Origin of the sequence: Mammaliicoccus sp. B-M6 (genome assembly GCF_022386965.1) — a bacterium.
Taxonomy (GTDB): domain Bacteria; phylum Bacillota; class Bacilli; order Staphylococcales; family Staphylococcaceae; genus Mammaliicoccus; species Mammaliicoccus sciuri_A.
Map to the genome: position 1 here is coordinate 90640 of NZ_JAJNHJ010000005.1, position 17089 is coordinate 107728.

Below are 17089 nucleotides of genomic sequence, written 5' to 3' on the forward strand. Positions count from 1 at the left end.
CTATCCAAACATATTCTCAACAAACTGTCTGCCTTCTTCTACAGAATCCAAATCATGAATTAATAATCTACCATTATTAAATGCTACGACACGATGGTCATCGTATAAATACTGAATCATATACGCATTAGAACGGTGCAATAATCCATTTTGAGCAACAAACTTTTCAATTGCTGGTCGATTAAGTTTCTCGTTTATATATTGAACAGTATGACGGCCACATAATTCAGTTAGTTGTTTGTCTGAATTTGATAATTTTGAATAAGTTGGTTCTGCTCCACAAGTCTCACAATCGTCTCGTTTCATTTGTTCAAATCCAAATGATTGATGTTCACCGAACCAAACGTCACCGTACGTAATTCTAGGTGTAAATGAATAACCAGCTAATATTTTAAGTGCATCTGCAACTTGTAAACTTGCTGCAATTGTTACTGCAGGATTTATCACGCCTACTGTGTCACAAGTTCTGTTAATCACTGGCAATTGTGGTAATACACAGTTGAAGCAAGGTGTTTCTTTAGGCACAAAAGTCGCTTGAACATAAGTAGATTCTAAGCATGCGCCATATATCCACGGAATATTCATCTTGTACGCAAAATCATTAATAATTTGTCTTGTATTAAAATTATCTGTCGCATCAATAATAATGTTTGAGTAACGCGCAACTTCGTATAATAACTTTGCATCACATTGCGCAATATAAGATTTTATTGTAATGTCTTCACGAATTTTCTTTAAATGTCTTTCTGCTGCTACAACTTTAGGCAACATTTCTTTAATATCATTCTCTATAAATAATGTTTGTCTTTGTAAGTTTGACGATTCAACATAATCTCGATCAATAATATTGAGTCTCTTTATACCCGATCTAGTCAACTGTTCAGCAACATGAGTACCAAGTGCACCCATGCCTACAATAGTGACACTCGCTTGTTCAATTCTTTCTTGACCTTGTTCTCCAATTTTATCGAATAAAATTTGACGAGAATAACGTTCGTTCATTTATATCAACCTTTCACGAATCTCTTTAACTCTATTATAGAGTTAAACGCTTTTATCCTCAATTAATTATAAGGCTGAGGCAACACATTGCCTCAGCCTTTTTAATTTTAAAGACAAACAACTAAACATGCTTTCTTTCTATTTTAGTCATATGCATCATTGTAATGAGTGCAAGCACACCAAATATAGCAAGCATAAAGAATGCTAAATGATTTGAACCAGTTAAACTCGTTACTAACGTTATAATTAATGGTGGGAAGAATCCGCCGAGACCACCCATCATAGATACGATTCCGTTTACAACACCTGCTTCTTTTGTGAAGTATGTTGGTACAAGTTTAAATACAAGTCCATTACCAATACCTGCACAAACACTTATCGTTAAACAGCCAATTGTAAACAAGATGAGATGATGTGATATTGAAAGGACGATTGCGCCCATTATTAAACCGATAAAGAATATTTTCAATACGTTTAAAGCATTAAATTTATCTCCTAACATACCACCAATAGGTCTTAGTAATGTTGCAATCGCAATAAAGATACCTGTTCTAATACCAGCATCTACTTTATCAATTTCAAAATGACTCACTAAAAAGTTCGGCAAGAACAAACCAAATGCAACAAATGCACCAAACGTAATAAAATACCAGAAACTAAAATAGTAAAGTTTATAGTTATTGATGACTTGTTTAGTTTGTGAAATCATTGGAATTTTCACTTTAGGTTCTTCTTTATCTCCAAAGATAAACATTAATACTGCGAAGATAAGTAATACGATTAAATAAAGTTGTACAGTATGTTGCCATCCGATAATACCTGCTATTGGAGGCGCTAAAAATGATGATACAGCTGTCCCTAAATTACCCATTCCATAAATACCATTCGCAAAACCATGCTTTTCTTTTGGAAAATATTTAGGAATAGAAGTAACACCTACTGAAAAGATTGCACCACCGAGACCTATAAAGAATCCTGCAACCATCAATCCTGTAGTTGAATGTGCTTGGCTTAAATAAAATACTGGAAACAATAAAATAATAAAACTCACTAAAAATACAAGTCTAGAACCTAATAAGTTCGTATAGTAGCCAATTGGTATTCTTAAAATCGATCCTAAAATAACGGGTATTGCTAAAATAATAGCTTTCTGACCTTCTTCTACACTTATATCTTGTGTAATATAAGGCATTAAAGGTGCGAGTATACTCCAAACCATGAATCCTGCCATTAAACTAAAGGTTTGGAGCGGTAGTTGAACTTTTCCTAAGTTGTTTCTCATGTTTTTCACCCTTCGAAATTAATCTTTATGTATAATCTTTCCAATATTATTGTAGGTTATTTGTGAAAAAGCGCACATAAGGATATCCCCTTATTGAAACACGGAAAATCCCTATATTCATTTATAAATTCAATCCGATAAAAAACATAAATTGACCTGATAAACTGAGGCTTTTGGGCCACAATTTATCAGGTCAATTTTGTTTTAGAAGTCTAATAATTTTTTCTTCATAGCATATTCAACTAATTCTGGACGCGATTTTAAACCAAGTTTATCCATAATTCGCGCTTTATGTGCTTCAATCGTTTTGACAGAAACGAATAATTTCTCCGCAATTTCTTTATTACCATAGCCCTTTGCGATTAAAGGTAAGATTTCTAGTTCTCTTTGAGACAATATTTTAAAAGGATCAGAAGTACTTTGCTCATTGTTATCTTGATGATTAAAGAGTTCATTCACTAGTGAACTTGTAACTTTAGAATCAATATACATATCGCCTCTATATATCGTTCTTACAGCATGTATCAATTCTTCATCTGGTGCATTTTTTAAAATATATCCTTTAGCACCACTTCTTAATACATGAAATAAATATTCTTCATCATCAAACATTGTTAATATTAATATTTTAGTTTGCTTAAAGTCTTCTGCTATTTTACCAGTTGCGATTAATCCTGATTCGCCAGGTGGCATACTTAAATCCATGATCAATACATCTGGTGAATGTTTTGCAACCATTTGATATGCTTCTATACCATCTGCAGCTGTCGCAACAACTTCCATGTCTTCTTGATAATTCAAAATCATTGAAAAGCCTGTTCTCACCACTGCATGATCATCTGCTATTACGATTTTCATATATACCACCCACCATTTATGCTATTGGTACATTCAATTTAATATTTGTACCTTTTTTAAGTTTACTTTCGATATTGATTTTACCGCCAACAATTTCAGCACGTTCCTTCATACCATATATACCAAGTCCTGAACCTTTTGGCTGACTGCCTAATACAAAGCCATTTCCTTGGTCAGCAATTTCAACTTCTATTTCATTGCCATCACAAGACATATGTACATCAACACTATCCACATTAGCATACTTCAATGCATTAAACACCGCTTCTTGTACAATTCTATATACGACCGTTTCTATCTCCGTATTAAAACGTTTAATAGATGAATCATAATGATAGTGAACATGGAAGCCGAAATTTTTCTCAAGCTGTTTAAAATATGACTTAAAAGCTGCGTCTAATCCAAGGTCATCTAATGATGAAGGTCTTAGTTCTAAAGATAAGTTTCTAATATCATCGATTAATCGAGACATTAACGTTTCAATATGTTGAGACTGCTGCTTCAATTCGTCAATATCATTCTGATATTTCAATAATCTAAGTTCAACACTGACATTAAGCAATTCTTGAACAACACCGTCGTGTAACTCTCTAGAAATTCTTTTACGCTCGTTTTCTTGTGCGGATATTGTTTTTTGGATCATCGTTTGTTGATGTAATTTCTGTTGTCTTTCAATTTGTGGCGATACATTTTGTAATGTATACACTTTAACATCGTCTTCTTGACTAATCGTTTGATAAGTCGCTGTAAAAGGTTCAACAGTCCCGCTATTCGTCTGCATAAACACTTGAAAGCTTGTGTTGCCAATTTTTGAAGACTCTAAAAAGCAGTCTCTACATGATTGTATTGCATATTCATTTGAATAACCTTCACATCTACTACAAATGGCATGTGTCAATGATGATTGATTGTCTTCTGAGATTACTCTTCGGGCAGCTTCATTCATATTAATTACCTGTCCTTTACTATTTAAAAACACAATCATTTCGCTCGTTTTTTCATAGTATTGTTTTAGTATATCCATTAATATTGAAGCATCTTCTGAACTCATGCATTCATCATATCCTTTCCATAAAATGGTCCAAAGCGATTAAAATCATTCATATCTATTTCAGGAAATAATTTATCATCTCGCTGTCCTAATAAGAGCACGCCATAAACTCTATACTTTTTCCATAATGGAATCGCAAGTAATGATGTTAATTGTTCACTTTGAACAATTGGATAGTTAAAGAGTTGATCATGATATGGGCTTTCTTTTAAGTCACGAATTTCAATAGGTTTCCCACTTTTAATAACAATTCCTGCTATCCCTCTACCGCTTCTTAAAACGATGTTTTGATATCTATGATTTAAATTTCCAGATACATATTGCCACTTTATATGAAAGTGAGCAGCGTCTTCAGAAGTCATAGCTAATCCGACAAAATCAACACCATAAGTACTACGAATAAGATCCAACTGTTCCTGAAAATTAAAATCATTAGACATTTTAAACACCTCGACTTTTTATTTATAGTTTAATTCGTTTTATGTTTTCTGTAAATAATGTAACTTCTACTAAAGTAATTAAGTGGCACACTCCAAACATGTACTAATCTCGTAAATGGCCATAAACTTGTGATTAAAAATCCTAAAATAATATGCGTCTTAAATGTTAAAGGTACGTCATTCATTAAAGCAACATCTGGTTTAAAGATTAATAAGCCTCTAAACCAAACAGAAATTGTTTGTCTATAATCAAAGTCTGGTGTTGTCGCGTTCGTCCATAATGTTGAAATACAACCCATCAATACGATCACTAACAATAATATATTTACTATAATGTCCGATGCTGAACTTAACCTTCTTACATTTTGTTTCGTGATTCTTCTAGCTGTTAACAGAACCATACCAACTAATGTCACAATACCGAAAATACTTCCAATATAAACTGCACCGATATGATATAAATGGTCATTAACGCCGACACTACTCAACCATTCTGCAGGTACACCTAAACCAACTATATGTCCGAATATAACTGGAATAATACCTAAGTGAAATAAAATACTTCCCCACATCAATTGTTTCTTCTCAATAAACTCACTAGACTTTGCTGTCCATGAAAATTGATCATATTTAAATCTGAATAAATGACCGATAATAAAAATAGCGATACATAAATAAGGATAGATAACCCATATAAATTGATTAATCACCGTTGATCACCTTCTCTTGCTCTACTACACATGATTTTAACGTTTCTCTAATTGCTTTAATCAGATGAAAATACGGACTGTTTTGTTTACCTAAAGCTTGAAGCAATCCATATGTCCCATCTTCAATGACCATCACAACAAGCGTTAAGCTTTCTTGTGCACGACTGTCACCTCTCCACTCTGCAGCATATAAGAATTCAAGCATAAGCGGTAAAAAATCTGACAGTTCATTTTGAGGCATTTCTAGCCCGAACATTTCATAAAGTACTTTTAATCTTGCAAGCATTTGTCCTCGTTCTTTTTGTTCTGTTAGCTTGTTGTATGTCATATATAACGTCGTCTTTTTTTCAAAATCAAACGTTCTTGTATACACTTCTTGAATATCATCTAATGAAATATCATGCATATTTTCCCAATATTGCTTAATGTCACGATAAGCCGGATGATTCGTATCGAAAGCTTTATCAAATGCTTTAGGATGAAAGTCTAGCTTTTCTGGATAAGTTAACTGGTTACTAAAGAAACCAAAGCTTTCTTTAAGTTCATATAATGCATCTAAATTAATCACGGAAAATCCCTCCATAGAAGTTCTCATTGTATATTTCTTGTCCGGATTTTTGCTCTGATAATCCTTGAACACCACAACCATCACAATTTGAGCCAAACATTTCGCCACCATATCCTTGGCTACCTTGTGCTCTGTAAGTATCCATGTAACCTTCTTTATGAGATGTCGGAACAACAAAACGATCTTCATGCTTAGCAATCGCGAGTAATCTATACATCGATTTCGTTTGTCTTTCCGTGAGTCCTACGCGCTCAAGTCTTGAAATATCAAAGTCTTTACCACTTGATTTAGCTCTCATATAACTACGCATCATCGCCATTTTTTGGAATGCTTCTTTAACCGTCTTCGTATCACCTGCTGTTAGCATATTCGCTAAATATTGAACAGGTAATCTCATTTCTTCAATTGCTGGGAAAATCATATCTGGATTTCTAATAGAATCTTTACCTTCAAAGTAATTCATAATCGGACTTAATGGTGGACAATACCATACCATTGGCAATGTTCGATATTCAGGGTGTAAAGGAAATGCTAATTTATATTCTATTGCCAGTTTATATACTGGTGAATTTTGTGCCGCTTCAATCCAATCATGTGAAATACCATCTTTTTCAGCTTGTTGAATAATATCTTCATCAAATGGATCTAAAAATAGATCAAGTTGTTTTTGATATAAGTCTTTTTCGTTTTCTGCAGAAGCTGCTTCTTGAACTTTGTCAGCATCATAAAGTAATACACCTAAATATCTCATACGACCTGTACATGTTTCAGAACATACTGTTGGTAAACCAGCTTCAACTCTAGGGAAACAGAATGTACATTTCTCTGCTTTGTTCGTTTTCCAGTTGAAATATACTTTCTTATAAGGACAACCTGTCATACAGTATCTCCAACCACGACATGCATCTTGGTCGACAAGTACAATACCATCTTCATCTCTTTTATACATTGCACCAGATGGACATGATGCAACACAGCTTGGGTTTAAGCAATGTTCACACAGTCTTGGTAAATACATCATAAATGTTTGGTCGAAGTTAAATTTAATTTCTTCTTCGATTTTTTGAATGTTTGGATCAGTAGGTCCTGTAACATGAGCACCCGCTAAATCATCTTCCCAGTTCGGTCCCCATTTAATATCTAATTTTCTACCTGAAATAACAGATTCTGCTTTTGCTACTGGAGAATGGTTACCTTCTTTAGCTGTTGTTAAATGTTTATAATTATATGTCCACGGTTCATAATAATCTTTCATTTCTGGCATATCAGGATTATAGAAAATTTTACCTAATGCAATTTTAGATAGTTTACTACCTGACTTTAATTCTAATTTTCCTTTTTTGTTGAGTACCCAACCACCTTTATAAGTTTCTTGGTCTTCCCAACGTTTCGGATAACCGATACCAGGTTTTGTTTCAACATTATTAAACCATATATATTCAGCGCCTGGTCTATTTGTCCATGTACTTTTACATGTGACACTACATGTATGGCATCCTATACATTTATCTAAATTCATAACCATAGCTACTTGCGCTTTAATCTTCAAGCCAATCTACCTCCTTCATTTTTCTTATTGCAACATATACATCTCTTTGGTTTCCAATTGGCCCATAGTAATTAAAGCCATAACTTATTTGTGCATAACCGCCTACTAATTGTGTAGGCTTCAAGTGGATACGTGTAGGTGCGTTATGTGAACCACCACGAGTATCTGTAATTTCTGATCCAGGTGTCTCAATATGTTTATCTTGTGCGTGATACATAAACATCGTACCTCTAGGCATTCTATGTGATACAACTGCTCTTGCTGTAACGACACCATTTCTGTTATATACTTCTAACCAATCATTATCTTTAATGTCGTTCGCCATTGCGTCTTCTTTCGCAATCCAAACAGTTGGACCACCTCTAAATAACGTCAACATATGCAAATTATCTTGGTATGTTGAATGAATATTCCACTTACCATGTGGCGTTAAATATCTTAATACTAATGTATCTACGCCGCCTTTTATGTTTTTATCTTTCGTACCAAATACCATTGGCGGCAATGTTGGTTTATAGATAGGTAAGTTCTCACCAAACTGTAAGAATACTTCATGATCAATATAATAACTTTGTCTACCTGTTAACGTTCTAAAAGGTACAAGACGTTCGATATTTGTCGTAAATGGCGAATATCTTCTGCCTAATTTATTCGAACCAGGGAATACTGCTGTCGGTATAACTTCTCTCGGTTGTGCTGTTATATTTTGGAACGTTATTTTTTCTGATGCACGTTCAGCAGAAATATCTTTCAATGTCATCCCCGTTTGTTCTTCTAAGTCATCGTATGATTTTTGTGAGACTTTACCATTTGAAGCTGATGAAACATTCAATATGACATCTGCTACTTTACGTGCTGTATCCATTCTAGGGAGACCATTTTTAACAGTGTCATCTTCCCACGTATCTAACATAATCTTCAATTCATCGTATTGCTCTTTAACTGAGAAACTTACCCCATGAGCACCGACTTTACCTTTTTCTAATAATGGTCCAACTGATACATATTTATCGTATATAGCTGTATAATCCCTTTCTACAACTGCGAAACCAGGCATTGTTTTACCAGGTATTGCTTCAATTTCACCTTTAGACCAATCTTTAACAATTCCGTAAGGTGTTGAAATTTCTTGTTTAGAATCATGTGCTAAAGGCGTTGTCACAACATCTTTAAATGTCCCTTTCATATGTGTCTTCGCTAAATCCGAAACAGATTTTGCTAACGTTTTATAAATATCCCAGTCTGATTTTGATTCCCATAATGGGTCAACTGCAGGGTTAAATGGATGTATGAATGGATGCATATCAGTAGAAGAAATATCATGTTTTTCATACCACGTTGCTGCTGGTAATACGACATCTGCATACAACGGTGTTGCTGTCATTCTAAAATCTAACGCAACTAATAAATCTAGTTTACCGGTTGTTTCTTCTCGCCATACAATCTCTTCTGGTTTATCTGTTTCATTAGGGTTTGCTAATAGACCTGATTTAGTTCCTAATAAATGTTTCATAAAGTACTCTTGTCCTTTTGCTGAACTAGAGATTAAATTTGAACGCCATACGAACAATGTTTTTGGATGATTTTTCTTTGCATCTGGATCTTCTATAGCAAATTTAGTCTTTTTAGATTTTACAGATTCAATTGCCCTTTTAAGAATCGCTTCATTTGAGTCATCCCCTGCATCTTTTGCTTCTTCACCAAACAATAAGCTATTACAATCAAATTGCGGATATGATGGTAGCCATCCTAATCGAGCAGCTAATACGTTATAATCAGCTGGATGTTGATGTTTTAATTCATTAGATAATGGTGACTGTAATTTATCAACACCAGACTCTTCATATTTCCACTGATCCGTTGCAAAGTAGAACCAACTTGTAGCATTTTGAAGTCGAGGTGGTCCTTGCCAATCCTTCGCAAAAGCAATCGTTGACCAACCTTCTATCGGACGACATTTTTCTTGACCAACGTAATGCGCCCATCCGCCACCATTTACACCTTGGCATCCGCATAATATAACAAGGTTTAATATAGAGCGGTAAATTGTATCAGAGTTAAACCAGTGATTGATACCTGCCCCCATAATAATCATTGAGCGACCATTTGTATCAACTGCATTTTGAGCAAATTCTCTTGCCACTTGCGTCACAATAGAAGATTTAACACCTGTTACTTTTTCTTGCCATTTAGGCGAATACATTGAATTTTCATCTTCATAACTTGATGCTTCAAGTGGATGATTTAATCTTCTTACGCCATATTGACTTGTCATTAAGTCATATATTGTCACGATATAAATTGTTTCTCCGTCTTTATTTTCGATTTCTTTAACGATAATAGGTCTTTCAAAAATACCATTTCCATCATTATCAAAATACGGAAATTGAATTGTTATCACTTTTGATTCATGGTCTTTAAAAGATAGAGCTGGATCTATTTCTTTCCCATCTTCACCAACTAAATTTAAATTCCATTTAACGCCTTCTTCATATCTTTGTCCCATTGTTCCATTAGGTATGACAAGTTGTTTACTATTTTGATCGAATACAACAGGCTTCCACTCTGCACGTTCTGTCTCCATACCTAAATCACTAGATCTTAAGAAACGACCTGCTTTATAGCCTTCTCCATGTTTATCAAGTTGTATGATAAAAGGCATATCCGTGTATTGTTTTGCATAGTTGATAAACATCTCTTCTTGCTTATCTTCATAATATTCTTGAAGAATGACATGTGTCATAGCTTGTGCTAATGCTGCATCAGTACCAGGATTTGGTGCTAACCAGTTATCAGCAAATTTCACATTTTCAGCATAGTCTGGTGCGACAGAAACAACTTTAGTACCTTTGTATCTAACTTCTGTCATAAAATGCGCATCTGGTGTACGTGTTAAAGGTACATTTGATCCCCACATAATAATATAACCGGCGTTATACCAATCACTTGATTCAGGAACATCCGTTTGTTCACCCCAAATTTGTGGTGAAGCCGGTGGTAAGTCAGCATACCAATCATAAAAACTAAGCATTTCCCCACCTAATAACGATATAAAACGCGCACCTGAAGCATAGCTAATCATGGACATAGCCGGTATAGGTGTAAATCCAGCAATTCTATCTGGACCATATTTTTTCACAGTATATATAATTTGTGCTGCGATGAGTTGTGTCACATCTCTCCAATTTACGCGAACGTGTCCACCTTTACCGCGCGCACTTTTATAAATTTCAGCTTTCTGCTCATCTTCAACAATAGATGCCCAAGCGACAACAGGATCTCCAAATTCGCTTAATGCAGCTTTCCAAAGTTTCCATAACTTACCTCTAACATAAGGGAATTTCACACGTAATGGACTATATTCATACCATGAAAATGAAGCACCACGCGGACATCCTCTAGGTTCAAACTCAGGCATATCAGGTCCACAAGAAGGATAATCAATTTGTTGATTTTCCCATGTAATCACACCATTTTTCACGAATACTTTCCATGAACAAGAACCTGTACAGTTCACACCATGAGTCGTTCTGACAACTTTATCGTGACTCCATCTTTCTCTGTACATTTTCTCCCATTCTCTACTTTTTTCTTCTAATATAGACCAATTTCCATTAAATTTTTCGGTTGGCTTAAAGAATTTCAAACCTAACTTAGACATAGTTAGAACCTCCTATTATTTGCCCTTAATTATCTATATCAATTGTAATTTTTTTCACAATGTTTATGTATTAGGGGATTACCTATACAACATGACGAATTCCCTACATTCTTTTATTTGCACAAAAAAGCCTCAAACAAAGTGTTTATCTTTGTTTGAGGCTTCAGACATATTATTTATTTTTCACCTTACAATGAACTGTTAACTAATTTCGATAACTTCATCTGCTAAAATTTGAACTTCTTTTTTAGAATGAGAGACAAGTATGATCGGTATTTGCCAAGTCTTGAAAATGGACTTTACTAATGCCATACCTTCGTCTTTTGTTTCATCATCTAAACTTGAAAATGGTTCATCTAAAAGTAATAAGTTAGGTTTAACACTTAATACTCTACATAATGCAACTCTTTGTGACTCTCCACCAGATAACGTAGATGGATATTGATTTAAACAATTTTCTATACGTAAATGTTTAATCAATTGCTCTGTCTCTTTATTAGGCTCAATCATGTAATGAATATTTTCATGAACTGTCTTATGCGGAAAAAGTTGATAATCTTGAAACAGATAGCCAATATTTCTATCTTGCACTTTAATCACATGCTTTTGATCACTGAGCACTTTTTGATTAATTTCTATTCTGCAAGTTTCCGCTTCAATAAGACCTGCAATAATGTTTAATAATGTGGATTTACCTATACCTGATCGCCCAACGATGGCATAAATTTTCGGAGTGTCAGCTTGGATATTTAATGATATCATTCTGTCTTTAATTAACTTTTTAATTGATATATCAATCATCCATATCTACTCCCATTTATGATTCTTTTGATTTAATATATTAAGCGAGCTTATCACACAAATTGCAAATGCGATGAGTACAATAACCCATAACCACGCTTTGTGTTCCTCACCTGCTTGCACTAAGAAATAAATTTCTAATGGCAATGTGTTCGTTAAACCAGGAATATAGCCAGCAATCATGAGCGTTGCACCAAATTCTCCTAATCCTCTAGCAAAACTCATTACAACACCAGAGAAAATGGAACGTTTAGATAACGGTAAAATAATAGTTCTAAAAATTTTACCTTCACTAGCGCCCATCGTTCTTGCTGAGTTAAGCATCTTTGGATTAATAGATTGAAATCCATTCATTACATGTTGATACATAAGCGGTAAACTTACAATAATCGCTGCTATTACTGCACCTACCCACGTAAAAATCACATTGATATGCAATACATCCGATAAAAATTGACCGAAAAACTTATTCTTACCAAAGACAATAAGGAGTATAAAACCCATAACTGTCGGTGGTAATACAATCGGTATCATAATAATGCTCTCAACTACAGGTCTTAATTTGCCTTTATAATTGAGCATCAGCTTTGCCAGAATAATACCTAGGATACAAACAATGATAGTACTGATAGTTGTTACTTTAATTGATATCCATAGTGGTGTTATGTCTGGCATAGCTTTATCTCCTATCCTTCAAAGTGATATTCTTTAAGAATTTCTTTAGCTTCTTTTGATTTTAAGAATTCAAACCATTCTTTAGCTTCTTTCTTGTCAGTAACAAGACCAGCTCTATAAGTAATTGGATGATCTAAAGGTGCATCCGCTAATTTAACGACGTTATCGACTTTTTTATCTTTACCTTTATACATATCTGTTGCGTATACAAATCCTGCTTCTGCATTTTCTTTTTGAACATAGTTTAATACTTGTTTAACATCTTTTGCGAAAACAAATGTACTTGTCATGCCGTTATATAGATTTTCTTTTTTCAAATATTCTACAGCGTAACGACCTGCTGGTACACTTTTTTCTTCACCAATTGCGACTTTGTTAGGCGAACTAACATCTTTAATATTTTTGATGCTAGAGTTTTCGTATTTAATGATAATTAATTTATTTTTAGCGTAATCATAAACTTCTTTAACTTTTTTACTATCTTGTAATTTATCAACATCAGAAGTGTTTGCAGACATTAATACGTCTACATCTGCACCAGCTTCTACTTGTTTACGTAAACTACCTGAACCACCGTAATTGAATTTAATATTCGTATTCGGATGCTTCTTCTTAAATTCTTTTTCTAGTGCTTTAGAAACATCTGTCAAACTCGCTGCTGCTGATACTGTTAACGTCTTACTTTCAGTTTCTTTTTTAGCTTTATCTTGGTTAGATTCTGTGCTACAACCAGCTAATACAAGTAACAAAGCAAAGACTAATGTTAAAAATCTTTTCATGACTTCTTTCCTTCCTTTTTAGATATGTACAAACTTAATTTACACCTTTATTTATACTATTGTAAGGCTCAAGTACATTTTTCACAAATTATTCTTAAAGTATAGTGAAATATGTAATGATAGGGAATATCCTTATTTAGTTGAGGATACTCCCTATCTATTATTGCATCGGTATTTCTTCTAAATCTTTAATTGGTTTTTCATAATAGTCTCTATCTTTTTTAGCGTTAAATCTGTCCGCTTTTTCTACTTTGACTGTTATGTTGTAATCAGGAATCTTAGCGTACTTCTCGTATCTACCTCTAGGTAATAAATAGTTGCCTTCAGGGAAATAGACTTCAATGTTTCCTTTTAAAATATCTACATATTTAGCGACACCTTGGAATACGCCGAAACCATTATGCAATACAACACCTTCACCTTCAGCAATGCTTAATCTATCAGCATCTTCTTTGTTCATTAATACATCATATCTTCCACCATGGTTAAAGGATTCATAATCGCCATATACCATTGAGTTAAATTGTTTACCTCTTCTTGTCGTCAACATGAAATCATCAGGTTGTCTGTTTAAGTCTGGAATGTCTACACTGATTAAATGACCTTTACCATCTTCAGTTGGACAAATACCATCTTCACATAGCCAAGCACCACCCCACTGGAAGACATCTCCTTGATTTCTTAAATGTTGGATACCATCATAATCCGGATTTGCTTTAGCAATCTCTTCTCTTATAGACTGACCATCTTTAAAGTCAATTAAATGTGCTTGTTCAGGTTTAACACGCTTAGCTAAATCAATATATATTTGCCACTCTGATCTTGCTTCTTTTATTCTATTTTGATTTCCTTCAATTACTGGTGAATAGTAAACCATGCGTTCTGTCGAAGTAGACGTGCCACCACCATCTTGCTCATATCGTGTCTTCGCAGGTAAAACAATAACCGTTTCTTTCGCATCAACTAAAGTAGACGTATTCAAAATAATATCTTGATGTACTCTAAGTTCTAGATTTTCTAAAGCTTTTTGTATAAATGTTGGGTCAGGCATTGTTTCTAAGAAATTCCCACCGGACATGTAATAGCATTTAATTTTACGCTCATGATCATCTGGTAACATAATATTTTCTAACGTTACACCAACCGTATCACCTTGCCAATCCGCAATATCAAATCCCCATAACTTCTCAATACGCTTTTTATTTTCTCCATCAAAAGCACCGCCTGGTAATACAAATGGATCACAGCCCATTTCTCCAGTACCTTGCACACTAGAATGTCCTCTAAACGGCATTAGACCACTATGCTTTCTACCTAAGAAACCTCTTAATAATGCTAAATTACATACTTGAGAAATATTATCCGTCGCAAACTCATGCATCGTTAGTCCTAGCGCCCAGGCAAATACAGCATTTTGGGCATTGGCAAGTTCTAGTGCTAATTTGTAAATTTGATCTTTAGAAATACCACTTGATTGTTCAATCTCTTCCCAAGACTGCTTCTCGACTGTTTCTTTAAGTTCTTCATAGTTTGTAACATGTTCCTCAACAAACTTATGGTTAATTGCAGAACCGTATGCTTGTTCTTCCATTTCAAACCAGTGTTTCATAATACCGTGCATAAATGCAATGTCACCACCGATATTAACTTGGTAGAATTCGTCTGCAACATTCGTACCAAATAATGCTGATTCTGCCACAGATGGAATCCAATATTTATCCATTGCCGGTTCTTTATATGGATTGATAACGATGATTTTTGTTCCTTTTTTCTTTGCTTCAAGCATATATTTAGTTGAAACAGGCGAAGCATTAGAAGCTACACTTCCCCAAAAAAGCAACACATTCGTACCTATCCAGTCTTGGTAATTCGCCGTTGAAGCACCAACACCTACTGAACGTTTCATCGCTGTTTTACTAGGTGAATGACATATTCTAGAAGCATTATCGATATTGTTAGCACCTAAATATCTCGCGACTTTACTTGCAACATAGTATGATTCATTCGTAATCCCTCTTGAAGTTAAATAAAATGCATAATTTCTCGGATTCAATGATTTCATTTTTTGTGCTATTGTTTGCATCGCTTCTTCCCATGAAATACGTATAAACTTACGATCACCTTTTCGTCTCATCATTGGATAAGGAATACGACCTAATTGCCTTAATTCTGTGCTATTATATTTTCTCAATTCATCTATATCTTGATGTAAAATTTCTGGTTTTATTTCTGGCATTGTATTGAGTCTTAAAACATTAAATCGTGTTGTACACATGTGAGGACCGGTTAAAGTTTGATCGCTTAATCCAGATACACCTAATGCACACCCATCACAGACACCTTTAGTGATAATATTTTTAGCGTAATTTAAATTATCTTTATTATCCCAAACAATTTTCATTGTATCTCTTATATGTTTAGGCTTTACCTTACCTAGTCCAAAAGGTATTGGACTTACCCAAAATTCTGGTGCTGGCTTTAAATCTTTCTTCATAGGACCTTGATGTTTAGTCTTACCCATATTTACCCCTCCATGATTTCACTTACATTTATTATATGAAATCACAATATATTTTGAAAGTGCTTTCACTTTATTATTGGTAGTTTACAAAGTAAAATAAAACTATTAAACAATTATTTAAATGGGGAATCATTATGAAGCAAAATATGACTTACAATCTGCCAATATTAAAATACAAAAATGATCAATTTATTGAGACAACGGATAGCTACGTAACAGAATTTCCTATTACGATTATTATAAACGGAGAAGAGTTTGCAACAATCGTTTGTTCACCTAAAGATTTAGAAGAACTCGTGCTCGGCTTTATTGCATCTGAAGGTGTTATTAAGAAGAAACCTGAAATTAAATCTATTTCAATAGACGATTCTAAAGGTTTTGCACATGTAGAACTCACTAAAGAGATTGATGTCAATTTCAAAAAGAATACACAACGCATGATTTCTTCGTGTTGTGGTAAAAGTAGAGCTTTCTATTTTAATAACGATGCCGTAACAGCTAAAGTGTCACAATCTAGAATAAACATTACACCTCAACAAATCATAACTATGATGGATAAACTACATGAAGAAAGTAAAATTTTCAAAGAAACAGGCGGTTTGCATAATGCTGCCATAAGTGATGGAGATGGCTTCTATTTACATCGATCCGATATAGGTAGACATAACGCACTAGACAAATTATATGGCTATTGTATAGAACATGACATTACAATCAGAAATAAAGCACTCATCTTCAGTGGAAGAATTTCCTCGGAAATATTAATCAAAGCATCTAAAATTGGTGTCGGCATCATCTTGTCTAAATCAGCACCAACTAACTTAGCAATCGGATTAGCACATGATTTAAATATAACGGCAGTTGGCTTTATAAGAGATGGCAGCTTTAATGTATATAGCCACGCTTATAGAATACAAAACCAATCATAATAATAAATAAACAGGTTGAGACAGCATTGCTGTCTCAACCTGTTTCAGAGTGTCGACAAAGTCTTAGACTTTGCCGGCATTTTTTTATGCGCATGCTTTTCGCGGGCATGTTCTCAGCCTGTAGTCTTCGAATCATGCTGTTCCCGCAGGAGTCAGCGCTAAAAAAATACCGAAAATTAACAATCCATTTTATAATATAGTTGAAATTTTATTTAGGAGTTGATTCTATGTTAAATAAATCCGAGAATAAACGTGACCAATAT

The 17089-nt window shown here is 34.2% G+C and carries 14 protein-coding genes; 1 reads left to right on the forward strand and 13 read right to left on the reverse strand.

The genetic code is table 11. The features are described 5' to 3' along the window. The 13 genes from LQ693_RS03315 to LQ693_RS03375 form a co-directional block, all read right to left on the reverse strand. A complete protein-coding gene (locus tag LQ693_RS03315) occupies window positions 1-1002 on the reverse strand; it encodes a ThiF family adenylyltransferase (protein ID WP_103360721.1) in 1002 nt (333 codons plus the stop codon). A 121-nt stretch (window positions 1003-1123) separates the two neighbouring features. Further along, window positions 1124-2284, reverse strand: coding sequence for a nitrate/nitrite transporter (locus tag LQ693_RS03320; RefSeq protein WP_103360722.1), 1161 nt, complete (start codon window positions 2282-2284; stop codon window positions 1124-1126). 204 nt (window positions 2285-2488) lie between these two features. Further along, on the reverse strand, window positions 2489-3142 hold the full coding sequence (gene nreC, locus LQ693_RS03325) for a nitrate respiration regulation response regulator NreC (RefSeq protein ID WP_025906820.1): 654 nt from the start codon (window positions 3140-3142) through the stop codon (window positions 2489-2491). A gap of 16 nt (window positions 3143-3158) precedes the next feature. Continuing rightward, complete coding sequence (locus tag LQ693_RS03330) at window positions 3159-4193, reverse strand: sensor histidine kinase (RefSeq protein ID WP_103360723.1); 1035 nt, start codon at window positions 4191-4193, stop codon at window positions 3159-3161. Next, window positions 4190-4633, reverse strand: a complete 444-nt coding sequence (nreA, locus tag LQ693_RS03335; protein ID WP_103360724.1) for a nitrate respiration regulation accessory nitrate sensor NreA — start codon at window positions 4631-4633, stop codon at window positions 4190-4192. The genes LQ693_RS03330 and nreA overlap by 4 nt, the downstream gene beginning before the upstream one ends. A gap of 29 nt (window positions 4634-4662) precedes the next feature. Then, the gene (narI, locus tag LQ693_RS03340) at window positions 4663-5343 is read right to left on the reverse strand and encodes a respiratory nitrate reductase subunit gamma (protein ID WP_103360725.1); all 681 of its coding nucleotides are present in this window, start codon (window positions 5341-5343) and stop codon (window positions 4663-4665) included. Beyond that, a complete protein-coding gene (gene narJ / locus LQ693_RS03345) occupies window positions 5336-5911 on the reverse strand; it encodes a nitrate reductase molybdenum cofactor assembly chaperone (protein ID WP_025906824.1) in 576 nt (191 codons plus the stop codon). The genes narI and narJ overlap by 8 nt, the downstream gene beginning before the upstream one ends. Next, window positions 5904-7460, reverse strand: coding sequence for a nitrate reductase subunit beta (gene narH / locus LQ693_RS03350; RefSeq protein ID WP_103360726.1), 1557 nt, complete (start codon window positions 7458-7460; stop codon window positions 5904-5906). The genes narJ and narH overlap by 8 nt, the downstream gene beginning before the upstream one ends. Beyond that, window positions 7450-11121, reverse strand: coding sequence for a nitrate reductase subunit alpha (locus tag LQ693_RS03355; RefSeq protein ID WP_103360727.1), 3672 nt, complete (start codon window positions 11119-11121; stop codon window positions 7450-7452). The genes narH and LQ693_RS03355 overlap by 11 nt, the downstream gene beginning before the upstream one ends. A gap of 201 nt (window positions 11122-11322) precedes the next feature. Continuing rightward, window positions 11323-11922 (reverse strand): ATP-binding cassette domain-containing protein, encoded by a 600-nt coding sequence (locus tag LQ693_RS03360; RefSeq protein WP_103360728.1) that lies wholly within the window; start codon window positions 11920-11922, stop codon window positions 11323-11325. A 6-nt stretch (window positions 11923-11928) separates the two neighbouring features. Then, entirely contained in the window at window positions 11929-12597 is a 669-nt protein-coding gene (gene modB, locus LQ693_RS03365) for a molybdate ABC transporter permease subunit (protein ID WP_103360729.1), read from the reverse strand. 11 nt (window positions 12598-12608) lie between these two features. Next, the gene (gene modA / locus LQ693_RS03370; RefSeq protein WP_119475078.1) at window positions 12609-13376 is read right to left on the reverse strand and encodes a molybdate ABC transporter substrate-binding protein; all 768 of its coding nucleotides are present in this window, start codon (window positions 13374-13376) and stop codon (window positions 12609-12611) included. Window positions 13377-13536: 160 nt separating this feature from the next. Next, window positions 13537-15897, reverse strand: coding sequence for an FdhF/YdeP family oxidoreductase (locus tag LQ693_RS03375; protein WP_103360730.1), 2361 nt, complete (start codon window positions 15895-15897; stop codon window positions 13537-13539). 134 nt (window positions 15898-16031) lie between these two features. Between LQ693_RS03375 and fdhD the strand changes: the two genes are divergently transcribed. Beyond that, the gene (gene fdhD / locus LQ693_RS03380; RefSeq protein ID WP_103360731.1) at window positions 16032-16826 is read left to right on the forward strand and encodes a formate dehydrogenase accessory sulfurtransferase FdhD; all 795 of its coding nucleotides are present in this window, start codon (window positions 16032-16034) and stop codon (window positions 16824-16826) included. Window positions 16827-17089 lie beyond the last annotated feature (263 nt).

Coding starts and splice junctions, on each gene's coding strand:
- LQ693_RS03315 (WP_103360721.1), bottom strand. CDS start 1,002: ATGAACGAACGTTATTCTCGTCAAATTTTATTCGATAAAATTGGAGAA.
- LQ693_RS03320 (WP_103360722.1), bottom strand. CDS start 2,284: ATGAGAAACAACTTAGGAAAAGTTCAACTACCGCTCCAAACCTTTAGT.
- nreC (WP_025906820.1), bottom strand. CDS start 3,142: ATGAAAATCGTAATAGCAGATGATCATGCAGTGGTGAGAACAGGCTTT.
- LQ693_RS03330 (WP_103360723.1), bottom strand. CDS start 4,193: ATGAGTTCAGAAGATGCTTCAATATTAATGGATATACTAAAACAATAC.
- nreA (WP_103360724.1), bottom strand. CDS start 4,633: ATGTCTAATGATTTTAATTTTCAGGAACAGTTGGATCTTATTCGTAGT.
- LQ693_RS03355 (WP_103360727.1), bottom strand. CDS start 11,121: ATGTCTAAGTTAGGTTTGAAATTCTTTAAGCCAACCGAAAAATTTAAT.
- LQ693_RS03360 (WP_103360728.1), bottom strand. CDS start 11,922: ATGATTGATATATCAATTAAAAAGTTAATTAAAGACAGAATGATATCA.
- modB (WP_103360729.1), bottom strand. CDS start 12,597: ATGCCAGACATAACACCACTATGGATATCAATTAAAGTAACAACTATC.
- modA (WP_119475078.1), bottom strand. CDS start 13,376: ATGAAAAGATTTTTAACATTAGTCTTTGCTTTGTTACTTGTATTAGCT.
- LQ693_RS03375 (WP_103360730.1), bottom strand. CDS start 15,897: ATGGGTAAGACTAAACATCAAGGTCCTATGAAGAAAGATTTAAAGCCA.
- fdhD (WP_103360731.1), top strand. CDS start 16,032: ATGAAGCAAAATATGACTTACAATCTGCCAATATTAAAATACAAAAAT.